Origin of the sequence: Spirosoma foliorum, from assembly GCF_014117325.1 — a bacterium.
Classification (GTDB): Bacteria; Bacteroidota; Bacteroidia; order Cytophagales; family Spirosomataceae; genus Spirosoma; species Spirosoma foliorum.
The window spans coordinates 3,509,266-3,531,143 of record NZ_CP059732.1 but is presented as its reverse complement, the minus strand read 5'-3'; the positions used below and the strand labels follow the sequence as shown (position 1 = coordinate 3,531,143).

Sequence of the window (21,878 nt, the reverse complement as noted above, 5' to 3'; positions counted from 1 at the left end):
AAAAATTAGTTTTTCATTTGTTTACCCTACCCCCAACCCCCTGAAGGGGGCTTAGTTCATCGTGGGAATGAGTCCCCTTCAGGGGGTGGGGTAAAACCGAGACTATTTTTATGGAATTTAGACAGCCCTTAGCCTTAAAAGCTCAATGAATCGGGTGGTCAATCTTTTCTTCTTCCAGGTCTATTCGAGCTTCTTCTCGGCGAATCACTTCGTCATCAAACTCCTGAATGCTTCGTAGTCGATGTAATTCGTCGCGTTTCACCCGAATAATATCAATCATGATTTCGTTGTATTGCGCCACGTTTTCGCCGTCGCTTTCTACAGAATCTAAATGCCGTTTTGTCTGATGAAGATCACTCTCTATTCGATTCTTTAAATTCTCTACTAATTCATTTTGGCTTGATGCTTCGGCATAATTTTGCTGGAGATATTGCAGGGCTACTTTCAATAGCTTTAATCGAATCTTTGTTTCCTGTCTGTCTTCCGGAGTACGCTCAACGAGTTCTTTAGGCTGAACCCATCGAATAACAAGCGGCAATGTCAGACCCTGAAAAACAAGCGTAACCAGAATGACTACGAACGTGATGAACAGGATCAAATTTCGATGCGGAAAAGGAACTCCGTCTTGAATGGTTAACGGAACTGACAACGCGGATGCCAGCGATACAACCCCGCGCATACCTGCCCAGCCAAGAACGATTGGACCGCGCAAACCGGGATTTCGCTGCGCGACAGTGATGTATTTTCCGATAAATTGCGTGAAATAGGAGGCCGATATCGTGAATACCATACGGGTAACAATGATAACGCCTGTAATCAGCAACGCATACAAAATGGCTTCTGTTTTCGAGTACCCATCCAACCCATTGATAATAACGGGTAGTTCGAGCCCGATTAGAATAAATACCAATCCATTGAGCGCAAAAACTACCGTGGCCCACATCCCCGTTCCTTGAATCCGGGAGCTATGATTGAGAATTACGTGACTCTGATTGGATAAAAATAGCCCACCACTAACAACCGCCATTACCCCTGATACTTCGAATTCTTCGGCAGCCATGTACATAATGTAAGGGGCCAGGAAGGTAAGCAGAATGCTAATGCGGGTTGAGGTAGGTAGCCAGCGGTGAATGGCGTAGAAGATGCAGGCAACGACCAGGCCAACAACAATCCCCATAAACGTAACCAGCAGGAAATCAACCGAAGCTTCCTGCCATACGAAAGAACCCGAAATAACAGCGGCCAGGGCAAACCGGAAGACAATCAAACTGGCCGCATCATTTACTAAACTTTCGCCTTCCAGAATACTAACCGTGGTTTTGGAAATCTTGACCTCCTTCAATACCGAAGTAGCCGCAACGGCATCGGGCGGAGAAATGATGCCGCCTAACAGGAATCCCATTGCCAGCGTAAATTCAGGCATTACCGCACTTGATACATACGCAACGGCAACTGAAGTAAAAATAACCAACCCAAAAGCCAGCACAATAATGATGCGTCGCCAGCGCCAGAATTCCTTCCAGGACGTAAACCAGGCTGCTTCGTACAGTAAAGGCGGCAGGAAAATCAAGAAGATGAGTTCAGGGTCAATTTCAATACGTGGAATACCTGGAATAAGACTGACAGCTAAACCACTTATTACTAAAAAAATAGGGACAGGGATACGCAGCCGCTGCCCAACCATTACCAGTAATGTAACCGCCAGCATTAATGCCAGACAAAGCAACAAAGTTTGATGCATACGTTTTCAATAGCGAATGGAGGAAAACTACCAGAAAAGGGTGCTTTAAACAAGGGCTTAATGTACGAAAAAGCCCAGTAAAAAGTCTAGCTGGATTTTTTTGATTTAGGCATTTGATAGATAATATAACTGAAATATGGCCTTATTGAATTCAGCCGAATTTCCTCGATCATTGGGAATGACTAGTCACCGTCATGTGGTGAACGAAGTAGCCTTCGGTTTTCTATCAAACCCCTTGTGGCCCGGTAAATTGATTGAATTATGTGATTGACCGTTAAGTTGGGCTGTCGCTATGTTACTGATGATTGAACAGTTTTCTCCCGGACTAAGGTAGGTTATCACTTCATCGACAAAAGAGTCTCAAAATCCCTGTTTATAATTACGATCATCTGGGCAACAAAAGCGTAAAACATAACTATTTGTGCATGAATAAACATAACAAACTGGATGGTATTGGAATTTGATGGGCGCCAGTAAGCTACATGAAAATAAATAATTGACCATACAGCCGTAAATAGTGTTTATCATTATATAGTGGGCATTATAAAAATATATCGCACCAGCCTGTGTACTCGTATCGTATGAAACTCTACATCAAGTACATGGTAAGCCTCCGCTGCAAAATGATTGTCCAGGAAACGTTAGACAGGCTTGGTATACATCACGGAGTTGTAGATCTGGGCGTCGTAGAAGTAAGAGATGATATCTCAGCTGAACAGCATAATCAATTAAAAATCAATTTGTTGAACTTTGGCCTTGAGTTGATGGATGACAGAAAAGCGATACTGATTGAAAAAATAAAAAATGTCATTATTGACATGGTACATTATACCGATGAGCTGCCTAAAACAAATAATTCAACGTATATCCAGGCGAAACTTGACTATGACTATACCTATCTGACTAATCTTTTTTCTGAGGTAGCTGGAATCACTATTGAGCAGTATATTATTGCTCAAAAAATTGAACGGGTGAAAGAATTACTCTTGTATGATGAGCTTAATCTTACACAGATAGCCTATAAGTTGCATTATAGCAGCGTGGCACATTTATCTAATCAATTCAAGAAAGTTACCGGATTAACTCCATCCTTTTTTAAGCGTCTCAAGCACAAAAAGCGTATTGAGCTAGAGATGATATAATAATGTTACTATTAAGTTGAAATATGTAAATTATGTAACTTTTATGTAAGATGTTGTAATTTTATATAGTGATAGTAGGTGCAGTTTTGTATTACGTAAACTTCTTTGCGTTTAACCTCCCGGAAAATGACTAAACTGCTATCACTTGCTGTACTTTATGTTACTCTATTCAGTTTATCAGCTATAAGTTTTGGGCAGGCACCAAACTTAGGAACAGCTTCTAGCTTTGCCTTGTTTACGGCTAATGGGGCCTTTTCCAACACTGGCGCGTCAATGGTAGTTGGCGATATTGGCACGAATGCAGGTGCTTTCGGTGGGTTTCCGAGTCCAGGAACAGTCGTTGGAAACATTCGTTTACCAGCTAGTGCTGAAGCAGCCCAGGCGGCACTAGACGTGGTAGCTGCTTATAACTCGCTGAACACCGTTGTCTGCAACACAACTATAATCGCTGAACTGGCTAGTCAAACACTCACGCCGGGTGTTTCCTGCCAGCCCTTGACAACGGCAAATTCACTAAACGGAACGTTGACGCTAAGTGGTACAGGTATCTATATCATTAAGTTGAATGGTGCCTTAACGACAGCAACAAATTCAAGCATTTTGCTGACTAATGGCGCCACTGCAGATAATGTGTATTTTCAGGTCAATGGAGCCGTTACTCTAGGAACAGGCTCTAGTTTTATAGGAACTATATTAGCTCTGGACGCTGTCGTTTTAGGAACACAGGCTTCTCTTGAAGGCAGAGCCTTGTCAACGGCTGGTGCAATTACCTTAAATAACAATAGAGTTAATGCGGCTACGCTTGCTCCCGATTTAACACCAACTATTGAATTATCTCAGGCAAATTTCGCATTAGCTCCTGATAATGAGAGAAACTTCGCTGTCAATGTGTTTGAACTGGCTGGAAATCCAACCTCCAGCGGAAATGTTGCAATGACAATCACGGTACCTATAGGCTATACCATTTCGTTTACTAATACTCTTTCAACCATACTTATTTCTGGTGGTTCTACTGAACCTGTGGCGGTAGACAACACCCACTGGACAGTTACTAATACTGATGGGAGACAGATTTCATTGATTATTAATGCCGGACAGTTTATTGCCGCTAAGGCAACAGCCAGGCTAGGATTCACTATGACCCGTACAACGGCTAATTCCGGAAGTATATCTAGTATCACGGTAAACGTAACGAACGATGCTTCACATAGCTATGATAGTAACCCATTCAATAATATCTATGCCAGAATTGTTAGTGGGTTATAAAATGGCTTTTGCCTAATGAGGCTGATACAGAAAGCAACTGTCAAATAATAAATAGATCTAGTGCTTTACCAAGGTAGATTCTCGGGTTTGCTCGCGCGGCTGATTCTATCGGATCCTAATGACGATATTCTGCTGATAATCAATGTCTAGACTATCAATTAGAATCAACCGCGTGGGCGAAATCGCTAGAATCTAAATTGGAATAGTACTAGGACATCTGATAACTCTACGTATGAAAAAAAGACAGCCTTTTAAGTCTGGAGTAAACTACTTTGAGCCAAAAACGGTGCTGTACCTAACCGGCGATGTTAACTATAGCCATGTTCATTTACTAAGTGGGCAAATTATTTTGTCCTGCCGTACTCTGAAATGGTTTGCCCAGCAATGGCCCTACTTTATAAGAGTTCATAAGCAAGCCCTCGTGAATCCAATTTACATTCACCAGCTCAACTTGGGGCCAACTTTACGATCTAACAGTTATTTGATTATGCAGGACGCAGCTCAGTTAGCTATCTCCCGCCGTCGGGTAGCCAGTGTTGTTGCACAGGTTGGGCAAACCAACAATTGCTAAATCCGAAACCGCTTGCTGGTAGCTGTCATAGGCTCAGCTCGGCAATGCATGACCTCACCATTGCTAGTTTTGACAAAACGACATGCTGGAATATAACCCTGGAAAAATAAATGCCCTGCTGTGTTGCAACACAGCAGGGCATTCGTTACTTGAAAAAGTTCTCAACCATGAAAAAAGTCTTTCATTTTGTCGAAGAATCCTTTCTCGTTCTTATTCGGCTTGGGCTGGAAGTTTGGTGAGTGACGTAATTTCTCCAGAATACCACGTTCTTCAGCCGATAGTACTTTCGGAGTCCAGACGTTGACGTGGACGATTTCGTCGCCCCGGCCATAGCCGTTCAGTTCTTTAATTCCTTTTCCTTTCAGGCGGAGCATCTTGCCGCTTTGCGTGCCAGGATCGAGCGTAATACGGGCTTTACCATCAATGGTAGGCACTTCAACGCTGGTACCAATAGCTGCATCAATAAAGCTGACGTACAGATCGAAGACAACGTTGTTGCCATCGCGCTTGAGGTCGGCATCTTCTTCTTCTTCAATTACGATCAGCAGATCGCCCGCAACGCCACCACGGGGAGGGACGTTCCCTTTGCTACCCACCGACAATTGAATGCCTTCGGCTACACCAGCAGGAATTTTGATTGGGATAACATCTTCCTGCAAAACACGGCCTTCACCAAAGCAGGCGTCGCAACGATCCGTTACGATTTTGCCTTCGCCATTACAGGTTGGACAGGTGCTGGTCGATACCATCTGACCAAGCATGGTATTCACCACTTTACGCGTCTGGCCGGTTCCCTGGCAAGTCGAACAGGTTTGTACCGCGGTCCCGTTTTTAGAGCCATTGCCTCCGCAGGTATTACAGGTTACGTGCCGTTTTACCTTGATTTTCTTCTCAACGCCATTGGCAACTTCCTGTAAATTCAGCTTTAGCTTAATGCGCAGATCAGACCCCCGCCGTACGCGTTGCCGTCCGCCACCGCCACCCTGGGCACCCCGGAAGAAACTTCCAAAAGGAGAATCATCGCCAAAGACATCACCAAACTGGCTAAAAATATCGTCCATCGTCGGACCACCGCCACCGTATCCGCCTGCTGCACCACTCATACCAGCATGGCCATATTGGTCATACCGGGCTTTTTTGTTGGGATCGTTCAGGACGTCATAAGCCTCAGCCGCTTCCTTGAATTTTTCTTCAGCGGTGGGGTCGTCGGGATTTTTATCCGGATGGTATTTGATCGCCATCTTGCGATAGGCTTTCTTGAGGTCTTCGGCCGAGACGTTCTTATCAACGCCCAGAATTTCGTAATAATCGCGCTTCGTTGCCATATTGTTGAATGAGTGAATGAGTGAATGAGTGATTGAGTGAATACAGGTTGCGTCAGCTATTCACTCAATCACTCATTCACTCATTCACTCATTGATTTTAGCTTCCTACAATCACTTTTGCAAACCGAATGACCTTGTCATTCAGATAATATCCTTTTTCTATTTCGTCAATAACTTTCCCTTTCAGGTCAGCGCTGGGGGCTGGGAATTGCGTAACCGATTCGTGCAGGTCGGCATCAAATGGCTCACCCTTTGATATCATTGGCTTTAACCCTTTGCCTTCAAGCGTCTTGAAAAACTTCGTATAAATCAGCGAAACCCCTTCTTTCAAAGCGGCCACATCTTCTGTGTTTTCCATCGACTGCATAGCCCGTTCGAAGTCGTCGACAACTGGAATCAGTGCCTTTAAAACGCCCTCGTTAGCATTGCTGATGAGGTCAAGTTTTTCTTTGGCAGTACGCCGACGAAAGTTCTCAAAATCAGCGTATAAACGGAGGTATTTATCTTTAAGTTCGGCTAATTCACTGCCAATTCGGTCCGTTTCAGCAACAAAACCCTCTGCCGAATTCGACTCTGTGGTTTCTTCTGCGGTAGCTGACACGGCTTCATCGCTATCGACTGGTTCGGTTGCCAGGTTGTCAGGTTGTGGAGTATCCATAGACGCTTGTTCGTCCAAAATGTCTTTATTTTCCATTGATGAGCTTCTATTTCGTTTCCAGAAATTCATAGACAAAGATGGGCAAAAGCCCGGCCAAAACCGCATTTCCTGACAAGTTGGCACGGTGTCAGAACGCCGATTTACACGATTTGGCGGCTATCTGAACCAGGATTTACTTGATTTTGCTGAGTTACAGGATTTATCTTTTGCCTAAATCTGTTTGTTTTTTGTCATTCCGACGACAGGAGGAATCTCAAGCTTGACTAATACGAAACTTGAGATTCCTCCTGTCGTCGGAATTGTAAGTTTGCTCTGAACAAATAATCTTTGGTTCTCCAGGTCATACCTACGTCGGGATGGTCTAAAAGACCGGTTGTCATGATCGGTAGCCTGGAGAGCCAATCTCATGGAACCCGGACAGTTCAGTGGGCATATAGCCCGTTTCACAATGATGTCGAGAGCATGAGTAGTATCCCGCTTTTTTCGTTTTTAGCATGAACCAACCAGCTATCTATTACGGGGTTGATGTCAGTAAAGAGACCTTACACATCAGCTACCAAATCGGAATCGATGCCAATGGGCAACCCCAATGGGCCTATCAAACCCTGCCCAACCAAGCGGACTCCATTGAGCAATGGGCTGCTGAACTGCCCGCCAATAGCCACCTCATTTTCGAGCATACAGGTACCTATTCGGCTCGATTAGCTTGGGTATTAGCCCTGCAAAATCGCCCCTTTAGCCTCCTTACGCCCAACCAAAGCAAAGGCTTTGCCGCCACTCTGAAGTCTATCAGCAAGACCGACCGGAGCGATGCGGCACTATTGGCGCGCTACGGACAAGTCTTTCAGCCCCAGCCTTCGCAACTGGCCGATGAGTCTCTACATCAGCTTCGCCAACAGCACAAACACCTCAACGACCTGCGAATCAGTCAGCAAGCGGTGGCTAATCAGCTTCATGCGCTGTCGTTCGACCCCCGGGCCAGTCAGAAAGTCAAGGCTAGCCTGCTGGTTCTCCAACAGAGCTACCTGACTCAGATTGCGCTCTTTGAAGAGGAACTGGATCAGCTGAGTCAACAGGAGTTGCAGGCCATTTCGGAGCGGATGCAGCGGGTCAAGGGGATTGGGCCGGCTTCCTCTCAAGCCTTGTGCACGGCCACCAATGGGCTGGCTGGATTCGAGTCAGCCAAAGCGGTAGCTAAGTTCGTGGGCATTGCCCCCAGTCAAACTCAATCGGGCAGTTCGGTTCGTCGGCGTGGTCGGATGGCCCGCACGGGTTTAGGGTATGTACGGGGCCTTTTATACATGGCAGCTCGTTCGGCCCGTAAATACAATTTGGGCTGTAAAGCGCTTTATGATCGGCTACGGGCCAAGGGTAAATGCCACAAAGTGGCGATGGTGGCGGTGATGAATAAGTTGTTGCATCAGGTGTTTGTGGTGGTGAAGAAGAATATTGAATTCGTCAATGGGTTCAGCCTATCCAAACAAAATTTGGCTTAAAACTTGTTTTTTGACACAGTTCATGACAAAAAAACAAAACATTCTTCATCGCTTATGAATTTGCCCGCCTACCAGTATACGCAGTTAATCAAAGCCAAAGCCACCGAATTGGGGTTTGATTTCTGCGGTGTGGCTAAAGCGGATTTTCTGGAAGATGAAGCGCCAAGGCTGGAGACCTGGCTCAAAAACGGGATGCATGGCCAGATGAATTACATGGCAAATCACTTCGACAAGCGACTTGATCCGCGCCTGCTGGTCGATGATGCGAAGTCGGTGATAACAGTCTTACTAAACTATTATCCCGAGCAGAAATTGCCCGATGAAAAAGATGACTTAAAACTGTCTAAATATGCGTACGGGACAGATTATCATTTTGTTATCAAAGATAAACTGAAGGATTTACTTGCGTATATCCACGACGAAATTGGCGACGTTGGTGGGCGTGCCTTTGTTGATTCTGCGCCGGTAATGGATAAAGCCTGGGCTAAACGGGCGGGCCTGGGTTGGGTTGGCAAACATACCAATCTGATCAACCGGGAGATGGGCTCGTTCTTCTTCATCGGCGAGTTGATTCTCGATCTTGAACTGGAGCCCGATGGGCCGATTGCCGACTACTGTGGCACCTGCACCCGGTGCATCGACGCCTGTCCGACTGATGCCATTGTCGGGCCGTACGTTGTGGATGGCAGTAAATGCATTTCGTACTTTACAATTGAGTTGAAAGACGCTATTCCTGAAGACGTTCGAGGAAAGTTCGATAATTGGATGTTTGGCTGTGATATTTGTCAGGACGTTTGCCCCTGGAATCGCTTCGCCCGACCGCATCAAACCCCCGCTTTCGACCCCCACCCCGAATTGAGTGCCATGACAAATACAGATTGGGTCGACATAACCGAAGAGGTTTTTCGAGAAATATTCCGTCGGTCAGCCGTGAAGCGTACAAAGCTGGAAGGACTAAAGCGTAATATTGCCTTTAATCAACCCAAATAGAATTTTCGAATAACGTCACCTACGCGCCAGACATCCTCAAACGTATTGTAGAGTGGAGTAGGGGCAAGGCGAATGCAATCGGGTTCACGCCAGTCGCCAATGATTCCCTGCTCGGTCAGGTGATTAAACAAGGCTTTGCCATTTTTACGAACTAGCAGCGACAACTGACAGCCGCGCTGGTTGGGATCATCGGGCGTTAGAATTTGAATTTCCTTAAAAGGTGTCAGTAAGTATTCAAGGAAACCCGTTAGCTGTTCGCTCTTTTGCCGAAGGGCCACCATGCCTGCTTCGGCTGTAATGGAAATAGCGGCTCGATGCAATGCCAGTGCCAGGATATTGGGCGTACTAACCTGCCAGCCATCAGCACCAGGCGCGGGCAGAAATCCGGGCGTCATTTCGAATCGCTTATCTTCCCGGTAGCCCCACCAGCCCGCTAGCCTCGGTAAATTCTGGTCATGATGTTTTTGGTGAACAAACACGCCCGATACAGCGCCAGGGCCACCATTCAAGTATTTATATGAGCACCAGGTCGCAAAATCGACACCCCAATCGTGTAGTTGCAGGGGAATGTTACCGATGGCGTGCGCTAAATCGAACCCAATCGGGATACAGTGTTTTTGAGCGGTTTCGGCAATAACCGCCATGTTGTAAACCTGTCCGGTATAGTAATTCAGACCACTCATCCAGATCAAGGCTAGTGAATCGGCATGTTCAGCAATGGCATGTTGAATATCGGTTATATGAATCAACCGGTCATCTGGATGGGGAGCGATCTCAATAAGTACATCGGCAGGGTTTAAACCATGATGTTTTATCTGCGTTTCCAACGCATATTGATCCGAAGGAAAGTCCCCTTTGATCGTCAGGATCTTGTATTTCCTGTCGTTAGGACGGTAGAACGACGACAGGAGTAAATGTATATTCACCGTCAACGCATTCATAGGGCATACTTCAGCTTGTTGTGCGCCAAGAATTTGTGACAGTGCACTTTTACAGGAATTATGATAGCTTAGCCACGGTTGTTCGGCCCCTTCTGACTGCTCAAACCAACCCTCGACGCCTAGATTTTGCCAGGTGTTTAATTCCTGTTCCAAAGCTGCTCGCGCGGTTTTAGGTTGTAAACCAAGCGAGTTGCCACAGAGATAGGTTTGCTGTACACCATTGCGTTGAGGTATATGAAACTGATCGCGGAAGTGGCGAAGCGAATCGGTCTGATCGAGGGCTTGGGCGAAAGTCAGTGAATTTTCGTAGGTCATGGAATGGTTGATCGTCGTTTACTTAACAACTTCTTATTTGTGTTGTTTGACTAGCCAGTCATAAATAGCCTGGTCTTCAAATAAGTATTGAATTTGGTGGCCTGTTTTTTCCAATCGAGTAAATTTTACGTTACCCTTACACGCGTCTAAACGCCTGACTAATCGTTCAGTTTCAGAGATAGGGATGAGATCATCGTCTATTCCATGAAACGTCCATATGGGTATGTGTCTAATCCGACAAACCTGCGTGGAATCGTCGCAACCACCGCACAACGGAACAAGAGCGGCAAACTTGTCTGGATAAGCAATGGCAGTTTGCCAGGCACCATAACCACCCATACTGATTCCGGTTAAATAAACCCGTTTTTGATCAACTCGATATTTGGTAATCAGCTCATTATAAAGGGAGTCGAACCAGTTGTCAGTCGACCAGAATTTGCCGTCGGGGCATTGAGGAGAGGCAATAATAAAGTTAAAATCTCGGCCCTTATCGACCAGATGCGGTAAGCCATATGTCTTGAGTTTAGCCAGGTCATTCCCTTTCTGAGAGCCTCCATGCAGATAGATAACCAGTGGATAAGCGGCCTTATTTGTCGCGTAATCTTTGGGCAAGTAAAGCAGATAGGGGTACTTTTCTCGCGATTTGCTTTTGGGTATTGATTGAGCGTAAACGCCTAAAGAAGAAAGTACGAATAAGAGACAAAAAAATGGATGGATAACTAGGCGCATGACAAGATTATAAAGCCACAAAGATCAGCGTCTTTAGCGGCAATTCAATCGATTTTTAAGCCCTTATGCAGTTCTTTCGTCCTGCTTTTAGGGGGCAAGCCAACTCATTTTGGACTCAGGTTCGTATTGAAAACAAGCACGTGTATGCCCTTGTCGGCTCAGTTGCAGATATTCCATAGCGAGTACCCGACACTCAATAACCGCGAAATTTTTACGGCCAGCTTCGCTTTCTTCAATCGATGGTAAATTGTTGACCAGGTGGTCGGGAACGCCAGGGTAGGGGTGCGGTTGTTCGGTGCCTGGCTTTTGCTCGGAAAGATAAGCTTTACGCCCAGCCACACCCAGTTTTTCCCAATGATCATCGGCAACGTAATCGTCGGTATGAAGCCGGGTTTCAACGGTCAGGCGGAGTTGCACATGTCGATTACTATCCCAGAAAAGTAAGGATGCCTGAGGGAAGGCTTCAAGTTGCAGCACCTTTTCGGCACGGGCATCAGAATAAAACCAAACGTACTTATGATCTATGTCGACCCGACGCAAAACGACCATTCGGGCGTCGGCACCTCTGGATGTACAGGTAGCCACCGTCATTGTTTTGAACCCAGAGGCCTCCGGTTGATCGTCTTTTTGTTCGGCAGCGGCCCGGAGTTGTTCCCAACTGGTACGCTCAAGATCGGGGAGCATGGCAACGGCTTTCGAATTTTCCTGACTGGGGTGGTGATTGGCTGCTGCGCTCTGAATGCTCATAATCTGCTCTATTCAAGAATCATTAACGGGCTGTCTACTTTATTTGTTTGTATTTGTTTTTTTGTCATTTCGACGTCAGGAGAAATCTTGAACTTCCTTATTAATCAAGCTTGAGATTTCTCCTGACGTCGAAATGACAAAAAATAGATTCTATGTCAAAGTAGGTTAGAAAGTAAGCCAAGCAACGAACGCTACGTAACTTCAGGGGCGCTTTATTGGTTTATAAAGAATATCCTTGGGGAGTTTTTGTGTAAATTCCATAGCCTATGTGTTATCATAAATCACTTGTAGTCTCGGCTCCTGAACTGGAGAAACGGTATGAAGCCACTATGCCAGCATCGGCTCACTTTCAGCCCGTATATCATGCCAATGCTTATCAGTTTCCTGCCTGGCCGATTGTGACTCATCAGGAACCGGGCCGGTTTCAGATGATGCACTGGGGATTAATTCCTCGCTGGACCAAAACCAATGACGATGCGACCGAGATCCGAACCCGAACGATCAATGCCCGATCCGAAACAATTTATGATAAACCTTCCTTTCGCTCATCGGCACAAGCCGGAAAGCGCTGTTTGATTCCAGTGACCGGCTTTTATGAATGGCATACGAAGGGCAGCAAAAAGTTTCCGTTTTATATCACGGCGACAGACCAGAAAATAGTGTCGGTAGCGGGACTTTGGGACGAGTGGCCAGACCCGGAAACGGGCGAACTAAAAATGACCTACACGCTTCTGACAACGGATGCAAATTCGCTGTTAGCGGAAATTCATAACTCAAAAAAGCGGATGCCCTGCCTGCTCACTGCCGAAGCTGAACATGCCTGGCTCCATGATAATCTGAGTGAAAAGGAGGCACTGGCTTTATTGGAAAAACAATACCCAACCAGCCGAATGCATAGCTATAGCATTAGCAAACGCATTACATCGCGATCAGAACCAAGCGATGTTCCTGAAGTAATGGCTCCCTCAAACTATCCTGAATTGACCAGTCAGCCTCAGTTGTTTGCGTAAAGCAAGGAGCCCGGTGCAGGGACCAGGGGAATTCCGTTTTAATGCCCTGCTCCCTGCACCGGGCTCCTTGTTTACAACATCGCTGCGCCAAATACACCGGCGCTGTCGCCTAATTTGGGTTTGAGTACACGGTTGTTCAACTCTCCGCTGTTGAACACATATTTTCGGGCTCTTTCTACGCCTTCGGTATAGAGTAGATCAACGTTGCCAAGGCCACCGCCCAGTACAATGACATCGGGGTCAAGCACATTAATGATTACTGAGATACCACGGCCAAAATATTCGAGAAGTCGGTTTACGGTCTGGCTGGCAACAAGATCTTTCCCCTGGTGATAACGCTCCATGATTTCCTGCATCGACCGTTCCTCTTTACTGATCTGCTGATAGTAACGCTGTAGAGCTGGCCCCGACAAGACTTGTTCGACACAGCCCCGTTTGCCACAATAACAAGGGTAACCATTCTCTTCCAGCACATTGTGGCCCCACTCGCCACCAAGTCCTTGTAGCCCATTCAGCACAAATGGACGATCGTTGGGTTCTCCCTGTTTGCTGCGCACCACAATACCGCCACCCACGCCAGTTCCCATAATCACGCCAAAAACTGTCTGATAATCAGGAACAACGTCGGGCACAATACCCATTGTGGCTTCGGCAAGTGCCAGGCAATTGGCGTCGTTCGCTATTTCGACAGGTAAGCCCAGTAAGCGGGCTAAGTCCTGTTTCATCGGTTTGCCGTTTAGCGATGTTGTGTTACAGTTTTTCATGGCCTGACGGGCCGGATCGAAGGTACCTGGTGTCGAAAAACCCACTCGCTCAGGTTGTAGACCCGTTTCTGCTTTCAGCATCTCAATGAGTCGAACAACCTGATTTAGAATGTGGTCGTAGCCGTTGTGGGCTTCGGTATCAATTCGCTTGCGAACAAGGACGGCGTCGGGTGAGGGAGCGGATAGGACAACGCCTTCAATTTTGGTGCCTCCCAGGTCAATACCCCAATAAGACTTCATAAACGATTGAACGACCGGATCGCCGGTCCGATTAGAAAATTCGATTTACGATTTAATTCGTTTCTGCACGTAGCTTTACGGTTAAAATCTTATTAAGCGTCTTATTAACCCTCATTCGTATGCTTGCTATTGGCCAGAAAGCCCCCGATTTTACGTTGTTTAACACCGCCAGAAAAGAAGTATCGCTACAGGATTTTCAGGGTAAGAACCTGATTATTCTCTTTTTCCCAATGGCGTTTACCAGTGTCTGCACGGCTGAGCTTTGCGAAATGCGCGATAACATTGCCGTCTACTCAGGCCTGAATGCCGAAGTCGTTGGCATCTCGGTCGATTCGCCGTTTACGTTGGCTAAATTTAAAGAAGAGCAGCACTTACCCTTCGATCTGCTTTCCGATTTCAACAAAGACGTGTCGCAGGCTTATGACAGTTATTACGACACCTTTGTCATGAATCTGAAAGGCGTGAGTAAACGGTCGGCCTTCGTTGTTGATCAAAACGGCCTGATTCAATATGCCGAAGTTCTCGAAAGCGCGGGCGATGTCCCTAATTTTCAGGCAATTCAGGAAACGTTGACGAACTTATAATTTTGAATGATTGAGTGATAGAATAATGTACAACACTTTTGTCCTAACCTCCATTATTCAATCATTCTATCACTCAATCATTCTATCATTCAAAAAATGGCCTGGTACCACAACTTCTTCCATGGGCTACCGCAGGATGCATGGAAAGCCGCCCAAACCGAGGAGCAAACACAGCTCGACCTCGAACTGCTTGTTGAATCGCTTGATTTTGGTCCCGACGATAAAATTCTGGATGTGTTCTGTGGCTACGGGCGTCATGCCGTACCCCTTGCCCGAATGGGTGCCCGCGTAACAGGTGTCGATATTTCAGCTGAGTATATCGCTGAAGTTGAATCTGTTGCCAAAAAAGAAAAACTGCCACTTGTGGCTCTCGCCGATGATTTTCTGAGCATGTCAGACGCTCAAATCGGTACGGCAGCCTCCTTCGACGCAGCTTATTGCTTAGGCAATAGTTTCAGTTTCTTCCCTCGGCCCGACATGCTGGCTTTCCTGACCCGAATTGCCAGATCGCTGAAACCGGGTGGCCGATTTCTGGTACATTCGGAAATGGTGGCTGAGTCTATCTTGCCCGATTATCAGGCTCGGAATTGGTTACCCGTAGAAGATGAAAAAGGGCAGCAGATTTTGTTTTTGGTGGAGAATGAATACTTCCCATTAACGAGCCATATTGATTCGCATCTGACGTATGTAAAAGCGGGTGAAGTACAGACGCGCACAGCTAAGCATTATGTGTATACCCTTGCCGAACTCGCCCAATTGTTTGCCGAAGCGGGGTTAAGTATTCTTGATTGCTATGGCACGGTAGAAGGTGATCCATACGCACTCGGCGATGAGGCCGTCTGGATACTTGCGCAACGAATGTAAACGGATGTGATACCTTTGTAGATAACGGGTAGTAATTAGTATGAAAATATGAACTAATAATCTATAGAATAAGGAGATATACTAACCGAAAAAGAGATAATTGACTTATTTCCAGAAAAATCGCATCAACTCTAGATAATGCAATCATTAATCAGTAGTTTTCAGATGATTTAACACCGTTAACTTAAGAAGAATAACCTACTCCTATGGAAACTATTGAACGCAAGCCGCGAAGCCGTGAGCAGACTCGCTCGGGTATCGTTAAAACGGCTAAGTCCATTGCGCGCCGGGAGGGCTGGCAAGCTGTGTCGATTCGTAAAATAGCAGACGCAATCGAATATAGTGCCCCTATAGTTTATGAATATTTCGACAGCAAAGATGTGCTGTTAGACGAAATCCGGAATGAAGGATTTCGGCATCTATATCAAGAGTACGACCGTATTCTGAGCCTCTATCGCGACCCCGAAAAGCGCCTGTACGAAATCTCGCTTGTACAGTGGCAGTTTGCTCGTGAAAATCCGGAAATCTATCAGGTGATGTACAATCTGGATGGGGCTTATTGCACAATTCCGGTTTATCAATCGGAAACCATGCAGGCAGTTAGCGCTATCGTTTGCAAAACTATCTTCTCGTTTATTCCTAAGGCAGAGGAAAGTATTAAGCGATTGTATTATCAGTGGTGGTCTATTTCACACGGGATGATTGCGCTGGCCATGCTACTGAAAGACGAACAACCACTCGATCAGTCGGAACAGGTTTACCGCGAAACCATGCGTCGATTCGTACGCGATTTGCGCTAAGTAACGCGGGTGGAAACCCGCGCTGGGCGAATCAATCGCGGGTTTCCACCCGCGTTACGTCATGCATATTGCCATTATAGGCGCAACGGGCATGCTCGGGCGGCCCGTTGCGCATGAATTAAGTAAGGCCGGATTTACAGTTCGCATCCTTGCGCGAGATGTGGTAAAAGCACGCCTGATCTTCCCTGATGTTGACATCGTTACGGGTGATTTACGTGATCCTGCAACCCTAACAGATGCGCTTAGGGGAATAGATATCGTCTACCTGAATTTATCCATTAAGCAAAGCGAGAAGCAGACCGATTTCCACACGGAAAGCGAAGGGCTACGTAACCTGATTGAGGCCGCCAAACGAGTGGGTGTTCGCCGAATTGGCTATCTGTCGTCTATCATCATGCGCTATCAGGGCATGAATGATTTCAACTGGTGGGTATTTGCTATAAAGAATGAAGCCGTCAGATGCATTAAAGACGCGGGACTGGACTTCAGTATTTTTTATCCCTCCTGTTTCATGGATTCGATCAATGGCACCCAGCGTGTTGGGCGTTTTGTCCTGCTAGTTGGGCGTTCGGCTGTTCGACCATGGTATGTATCGGCACAAGACTACGGCAAACAAGTGGCTCGGGCTTTCCAGATTGCTCAGCCTGGAGAAAATCAGGAGTATGTTATTCAGGGGCCTGAGGCAATAACGCAACACGAAGCCGCTCACCGATTTGTAGCCGCTTACCAAACCGAAAAACTGACTATCGTCACGACTCCGCCTTTTTTAATGCGTTTGGGGCGTTCATTTTCAGCGCAAGCTGACTACGGCTGGCACATTACGGAAGCCCTGAACAACTACCCCGAAGTTTTCGAAGCAGAGAGAACCTGGAATGACTTGGGCAAACCTAAAACGACGATAGAGCAATTTGCCAAACGGGTCAGGTAGTAGCCGTGATTGACAATACCTGACCCGTTTGGCAAATTGCTGACAGGTTAGCTACGCTCCACCTGCCCGACGCTTTTCATCCTCTGCTCCGCCCGATCGTCGGCGTGATTGTGATACGGTGTCGCTGCCGAAGCGATAGGTCAGCGACGCTGTAGCTATTCGAGTATCCTGACGCTGGTAAAACTGCTCTACATAATTCGCATAGGTCGATGTGGCGTGTAGTGGGCTGGTATAAAATGCGTCAGTCATATTCAGCTTCAGCGTTCCTTTCTTGCCCCACATCATTTTTTGCAGACCAATATTGATTTGTCCCAAGGGTCGAATATCTAAGAAACCATACAACTGATGCGATTGATAATTACCCGTCAGATCGGCAGTCCAACCCCGGCCCAGGGTGAACGTATTAGCGGTATTAAGCGTGTAGGCTGGCAAGCCCTCGTTCAGGGATGTTCCGGCCAGATCGCCAATAAAACGGTTGTAAAAGGCAACAATATTGTTGTCCATTGTCCACCAGTTGGTGGGTTGAACAGGAATCGTCAGCGTCAGGCCGTAATAATCAGAACGAGTTAAATTCTGGAAGGTTGAGACGGCCTGCCGATTACCTTCGGGAGCGGGCTGGATTACATTGATAATTGGCTGATCGGTACGGCTGTAGCTAATGGATGTCATGAACTTCTGCTTAAAGGTGTGCGTCAGTTCGATGTTATAACTCAATTGCGGATAGAGCGACGGATTGCCCGTAAAATACGTCGTAGCATCGATATACGCCCGGAATGGGTTCAACTGGTTATATGTTGGACGGTCGATTCGGCGGCTCAGCGATAGACTTAGATCCTGGTTTTTCGATACCGGTTGTTTGACGAAAACGCTGGGGAATACTTGAAAATAGTGCCGTTCGAAACCACTGTTGCCAATTACCTGCAAGCCTGTAGCATTGGTTTGCTCACCACGCAAACCAAGTTGAATAGACGTCTTGTTAATCGTTTTGTTAAGGTTCAGGTAGGCAGCATTGATGTTTTCAGTATACCGAAAACGATTACTCTTGCCCGTATCGACCAGACTGATGCCTTCGCTGATGTTGGTGAACAATACATCGTTGTCGGATTGTACCCAACTTGCCTTTATGCCGCCTTCCAGCCGGGTTTTATTGGGGAATGTGTGAACATAATCGGCTTTGAACGACGTAATATCCAGGCCACCATTCAATTTGCCATCTAATATGGTTGGTGATTGAACAGGAACGATGAACGAAGTTGCCAGATTCTGGAGTCGATGGATTCCGTAATGCGCAAAGTCAAGGTCAGCGGTCAATTCCCGCCGACCCGTTGAGTCGAAACTGTGTTTCAGATTTAGATTGGCCGCCGTATTCGGAGTTTCCAGCATACGCTGATTGGCTGATTGATAGCTAGACTGCAAACGACCCGTTTCATCGAACGTTTGCGTCACGTTAGGAATGCTGGCTTCGGCATGGTTAATCAATCCATTAACAACGGCTCCCAGCGTAGTGCGCTTCGACAAGGTATAATCCAGGCCAGCGCGATAGGTATTGGAGATCCAATGCGTTTTTCCTACGTTATCCTGATCGCTGCTGCCGATAAACTGGCTGTTCTGGTAAAAATCCCGATGGAGCATCAGTTGGCTGAACTGGTTCCGGTTGTTATAGGTGTAATTGCCGAAGATATTCAGCTTTTTATAGCGATGATTCAACGAAATGCCGCTCGTGAATTTGCCGTATTTACCATAACCATAACTGGCATTCACACTGCCATTGGTACCCTGACGACCGTCTTTTTTGAGTTTTATGGCAATTATGCCAGCGCTACCAGCCGCATCGTATTTGGCAGGTGGGTTGGTGATTAACTCAATTTTTTCGATTGAATTAGCAGGTAAGGCACGTAACATTTCTCCCAATTCAGCACCCGTCATGGGCACCCGTTTACCATCAATCAGTACTAAAACACCCTGTTTGCCCCGAAGCGCCAGATTGTCATTCTGATCGATTGTGACCCCCGGCGAACGACTCAGAATTTCTAACGAAGTAGCTCCTGCACTAAGCGGAGTTCCATCAACGTTCACCACGATCCGGTCCGTTTCTCGTTCAAACATGGGTTTTCGTGCCTGAACTGTAACTTCCTTCAATTGGGTATTGGCGCTTGATTTTAACTGAATTGGCGCCAGGGTTTGATCGGTGGACGAAATCACAAATGGAGCGGTCTGAACACGCTCGAAACCTACCTGTGAAGCCGAAACGAAATAGCTGCCTGCTGGTAGCTGGTCGAAATGGAATGCTCCTTTAGTGTCGCTAAACTCGGTTTTAACAACCACCGAATCGGCAGCCCGGTGAAGTGCAACCGTAGCAAACTCAACTGTTGTACCGGCTGGGTCGCGCACGGTACCCGATAGAATCGGGCCGGATTTGGCGTACAAACCCACTCGTGGGGCTAGTAGGAGTAAGAGAACAAAAAAAGAATGTAGAGAGAAGTGCATACTGAATTGTGTTTAGGTCAATCTGAGAAATCAGATTAAAGAACCCAAACCATAGCCCCGGCACGGCATTTCTCCACAAACGGGCAAAAATGAGTATTAATGGATAGAGTGATTTTTCGGGATTGATCAGTATCGAAAATATATGCTCACGCCTGCCAACTTTCCGAGAAAGAGTAATGCGCTCTCATCCAGATAGTAAGATTCAAAAACGAAAGGCAGATCAGTAGAATTGTTGCCAGTTGTAAATTCCCATGAGCCGATTAAGAGGGCCTAATCGGCTCAAAAATGCTGGTTTTGTGAGCCGATTAGATCATCATAATACGCTTAGATATAGTCAAGTATTGGTCAAATTTTTACATCTGACAATACCTGACTACATCTGACAAATATTGACTCTTTAAATTTAATGCATAGGCAGACTCTTTACTTTACCCCCTGACACGTCATCGACGCTGTGCTGAATAATAAAAGCATTGGGATCAAGTTCGAGAACTATTGTGCGCAATCGACTGATTTCCAGTCGAGTTATTACTGTGTAAAGGACTGTGTCGATATCCTGGTGGCTGCCGTGTTTACCATAGCCTCCCTGGCCTCTTAGAATCGTTATGCCCCAGCCCTTGGCAATAATCTGTTCTCGAATCGGATCTGGAGTTTTCGAGATGATCAGAATAGCCGTATACTCCTCAATACCGTGAATAACGAAATCAACCGTTTTGGAGGCTGCGAAATACGTGATCATCGAGTAAAGCGCCGGACTGATACCCAGGAAGAAGGCTGCTGCCCCGAAAATAAGTACGTTGAGTACTAAAATAACGTCGCTCACTTTCAGGATAGGGCTGCTGCGACTAATAAGCAGGGCTGCAATTTCAGTACCATCCAAAACGGCTCCCCCTCGCATCGCAAGTCCGATACCCGCGCCAATAAAAAATCCTCCGAAAACAGCTGTTAACAAAAAATCAGGCGTAACATCGGGGTAGGGTATAATCGCGAGACTGAGCGAGAGGCCAGCAATCGCGAGCGTACTTTTGATCGCAAACTGCCGACCAAACTGCCGGTAACCTAATCCAATAAATGGCAGGTTAATGAGGAGTAGCCAGATGGGCAGAGGAATGCTAAATAAGGTAGCCAGCAACATGGAAATACCCGTAACTCCACCGTCGATGAAATGGCTTGAGGTCAGAAATCCTTTGATGCCCATACCCGCACTGAGCACCCCCGCAACAATGAAAATGGTATCCTTTATTATTCTGAAAGCAGAGGTTTGTCGCGTCATTGAGTCGTGTTGAGAGTGAGTGAATAGTCGATAATCATTAGTTATTACCAGACTAATGACCGACAAATTAATATAAGCCTTCTATCGATAGATAGCGCTCACCGGTATCATAGCAGAAGGTCAGGATTCGGCTGCCGGGGGTAATATCGGGGAGTTTTTTCGCGACGGCAGCCAGTGAAGCACCAGACGAAACGCCCACAAAAATACCCTCTTCCTTGGCCGATCGCCGAGCCATTTCGTAGGCTTCGTCTTTACTAACCTGAATAGTGCCGTCCAGCAGATCGGTGTGTAAATTTTGAGGAATGAATCCAGCACCAATACCCTGAATAGGGTGCGGGCCTGGCGCACCTCCGCTAATAACGGGCGATAGCTCCGGCTCAACGGCGTACACTTGCAGATTCGGAAATTTGGCTTTTAGTACTTGGGCCACACCTGTAATATGCCCGCCAGTACCCACACCCGTAATCAGCACATCGAACCCTTCTGGAAAATCGGCCAGAATTTCTTCGGCTGTTGAACGAACATGGATATCGATATTCGCGGGATTCTCGAATTGCTGGGGCATCCAGGATCCTGGAGTCAACGCAACCAGTTCATGAGCCCGCTCAATGGCTCCTTTCATTCCTTTCTCGCGGGGTGTCAAGTCGAATTCGGCACCATAAGCCGCCATGATTTTCCGGCGTTCGATACTCATGGATTCGGGCATAACGAGAATGATCTTGTAGCCTTTTACCGCAGCCACCATTGCCAGACCGATGCCGGTATTGCCTGATGTAGGCTCAACAATGGTGCTATCCGATGTCAGCAAACCTTTCGCTTCTGCATCTTCAATCATGGCCAGTGCAATTCGATCTTTAATGCTGGCCCCAGGGTTTGCCCGTTCTAGTTTCGTCCAGACTTCATAGCCTGGAAATAGTCGGTTAATACGTACATGGGGCGTGTGGCCGATAGTATCAAGAATAGTAGTTGCTTTCATAAGGGTTTATTTATGTAGAGACGCATCCTTG

Annotated in this window: 20 protein-coding genes; 10 read left to right on the top strand and 10 right to left on the bottom strand. The window is 46.6% G+C overall.

What is annotated here, in order from left to right; translation table 11 throughout:
- Positions 1–142: 142 nt before the first annotated feature.
- Entirely contained in the window at positions 143–1,741 is a 1,599-nt protein-coding gene (locus H3H32_RS14790) for a Na+/H+ antiporter (protein WP_182463438.1), read from the bottom strand.
- A gap of 581 nt (positions 1,742–2,322) precedes the next feature.
- On the opposite strand from H3H32_RS14790, the gene H3H32_RS14785 reads away from it, so the two are divergent.
- The 3 genes from H3H32_RS14785 (at position 2,323) to H3H32_RS14775 (ending at position 4,720) form a co-directional block, all read left to right on the top strand.
- Positions 2,323–2,883: a helix-turn-helix domain-containing protein gene (locus H3H32_RS14785; RefSeq protein WP_182463437.1), complete on the top strand. Its 561-nt coding sequence runs from the start codon at positions 2,323–2,325 to the stop codon at positions 2,881–2,883.
- Positions 2,884–3,009: 126 nt separating this feature from the next.
- Entirely contained in the window at positions 3,010–4,149 is a 1,140-nt protein-coding gene (locus tag H3H32_RS14780; RefSeq protein ID WP_182463436.1) for an ice-binding family protein, read from the top strand.
- Positions 4,150–4,381: 232 nt separating this feature from the next.
- Entirely contained in the window at positions 4,382–4,720 is a 339-nt protein-coding gene (locus tag H3H32_RS14775) for a LytTR family DNA-binding domain-containing protein (protein ID WP_182463435.1), read from the top strand.
- A gap of 161 nt (positions 4,721–4,881) precedes the next feature.
- Here the strand turns inward: H3H32_RS14775 and dnaJ are convergent, their stop codons facing one another.
- Both dnaJ and H3H32_RS14765 read right to left on the bottom strand, forming a co-directional pair.
- Positions 4,882–6,045 (bottom strand): molecular chaperone DnaJ, encoded by a 1,164-nt coding sequence (dnaJ, locus tag H3H32_RS14770; protein WP_182463434.1) that lies wholly within the window; start codon positions 6,043–6,045, stop codon positions 4,882–4,884.
- Between the two features lie 97 nt (positions 6,046–6,142).
- A complete protein-coding gene (locus H3H32_RS14765) occupies positions 6,143–6,739 on the bottom strand; it encodes a nucleotide exchange factor GrpE (protein WP_182463433.1) in 597 nt (198 codons plus the stop codon).
- Between the two features lie 458 nt (positions 6,740–7,197).
- Here H3H32_RS14765 and H3H32_RS14760 point away from each other — a divergent pair, with 458 nt between their 5' ends.
- Positions 7,198–8,199: an IS110 family RNA-guided transposase gene (locus H3H32_RS14760; RefSeq protein WP_182457633.1), complete on the top strand. Its 1,002-nt coding sequence runs from the start codon at positions 7,198–7,200 to the stop codon at positions 8,197–8,199.
- A 54-nt stretch (positions 8,200–8,253) separates the two neighbouring features.
- Positions 8,254–9,189, top strand: a complete 936-nt coding sequence (gene queG / locus H3H32_RS14755) for a tRNA epoxyqueuosine(34) reductase QueG (protein ID WP_182463432.1) — start codon at positions 8,254–8,256, stop codon at positions 9,187–9,189.
- Here the strand turns inward: queG and kynU are convergent.
- The 3 genes from kynU to H3H32_RS14740 form a co-directional block, all read right to left on the bottom strand.
- Complete coding sequence (gene kynU, locus H3H32_RS14750; protein WP_182463431.1) at positions 9,177–10,445, bottom strand: kynureninase; 1,269 nt, start codon at positions 10,443–10,445, stop codon at positions 9,177–9,179. The genes queG and kynU overlap by 13 nt on opposite strands.
- 33 nt (positions 10,446–10,478) lie before the next feature.
- A complete protein-coding gene (locus H3H32_RS14745; RefSeq protein ID WP_182463430.1) occupies positions 10,479–11,174 on the bottom strand; it encodes a carboxylesterase family protein in 696 nt (231 codons plus the stop codon).
- An 87-nt stretch (positions 11,175–11,261) separates the two neighbouring features.
- On the bottom strand, positions 11,262–11,921 hold the full coding sequence (locus tag H3H32_RS14740) for a pyridoxamine 5'-phosphate oxidase family protein (protein ID WP_182463429.1): 660 nt from the start codon (positions 11,919–11,921) through the stop codon (positions 11,262–11,264).
- 266 nt (positions 11,922–12,187) lie between these two features.
- Here H3H32_RS14740 and H3H32_RS14735 point away from each other — a divergent pair, with 266 nt between their 5' ends.
- Positions 12,188–12,931, top strand: a complete 744-nt coding sequence (locus H3H32_RS14735; protein WP_182463428.1) for an SOS response-associated peptidase — start codon at positions 12,188–12,190, stop codon at positions 12,929–12,931.
- Positions 12,932–13,002: 71 nt separating this feature from the next.
- On the opposite strand, the gene H3H32_RS14730 is transcribed toward H3H32_RS14735, so the two are convergent.
- Positions 13,003–13,935 carry an ROK family protein gene (locus H3H32_RS14730; protein WP_182463427.1) on the bottom strand — a complete coding sequence of 311 codons (933 nt, stop codon included), beginning with the start codon at positions 13,933–13,935 and terminating at the stop codon, positions 13,003–13,005.
- Between the two features lie 119 nt (positions 13,936–14,054).
- Between H3H32_RS14730 and H3H32_RS14725 the strand changes: the two genes are divergently transcribed.
- The 4 genes from H3H32_RS14725 to H3H32_RS14710 all read left to right on the top strand — a co-directional run bounded on the left by H3H32_RS14725 (position 14,055) and on the right by H3H32_RS14710 (position 17,111).
- Positions 14,055–14,519 carry a redoxin domain-containing protein gene (locus H3H32_RS14725; protein WP_182463426.1) on the top strand — a complete coding sequence of 155 codons (465 nt, stop codon included), beginning with the start codon at positions 14,055–14,057 and terminating at the stop codon, positions 14,517–14,519.
- A 96-nt stretch (positions 14,520–14,615) separates the two neighbouring features.
- Positions 14,616–15,383, top strand: a complete 768-nt coding sequence (locus H3H32_RS14720; protein WP_182463425.1) for a methyltransferase domain-containing protein — start codon at positions 14,616–14,618, stop codon at positions 15,381–15,383.
- A 206-nt stretch (positions 15,384–15,589) separates the two neighbouring features.
- Entirely contained in the window at positions 15,590–16,183 is a 594-nt protein-coding gene (locus H3H32_RS14715) for a TetR/AcrR family transcriptional regulator (protein ID WP_182463424.1), read from the top strand.
- A 61-nt stretch (positions 16,184–16,244) separates the two neighbouring features.
- Positions 16,245–17,111: an SDR family oxidoreductase gene (locus H3H32_RS14710; protein WP_182463423.1), complete on the top strand. Its 867-nt coding sequence runs from the start codon at positions 16,245–16,247 to the stop codon at positions 17,109–17,111.
- A gap of 51 nt (positions 17,112–17,162) precedes the next feature.
- Here the strand turns inward: H3H32_RS14710 and H3H32_RS14705 are convergent, their stop codons facing one another.
- From H3H32_RS14705 to cysK, 3 genes are all read right to left on the bottom strand, one after another.
- Positions 17,163–19,598, bottom strand: a complete 2,436-nt coding sequence (locus H3H32_RS14705) for a TonB-dependent receptor (protein WP_182463422.1) — start codon at positions 19,596–19,598, stop codon at positions 17,163–17,165.
- 403 nt (positions 19,599–20,001) lie between these two features.
- Complete coding sequence (locus H3H32_RS14700) at positions 20,002–20,871, bottom strand: YitT family protein (protein ID WP_182463421.1); 870 nt, start codon at positions 20,869–20,871, stop codon at positions 20,002–20,004.
- A gap of 67 nt (positions 20,872–20,938) precedes the next feature.
- Positions 20,939–21,847, bottom strand: a complete 909-nt coding sequence (gene cysK, locus H3H32_RS14695; RefSeq protein WP_182463420.1) for a cysteine synthase A — start codon at positions 21,845–21,847, stop codon at positions 20,939–20,941.
- Positions 21,848–21,878 lie beyond the last annotated feature (31 nt).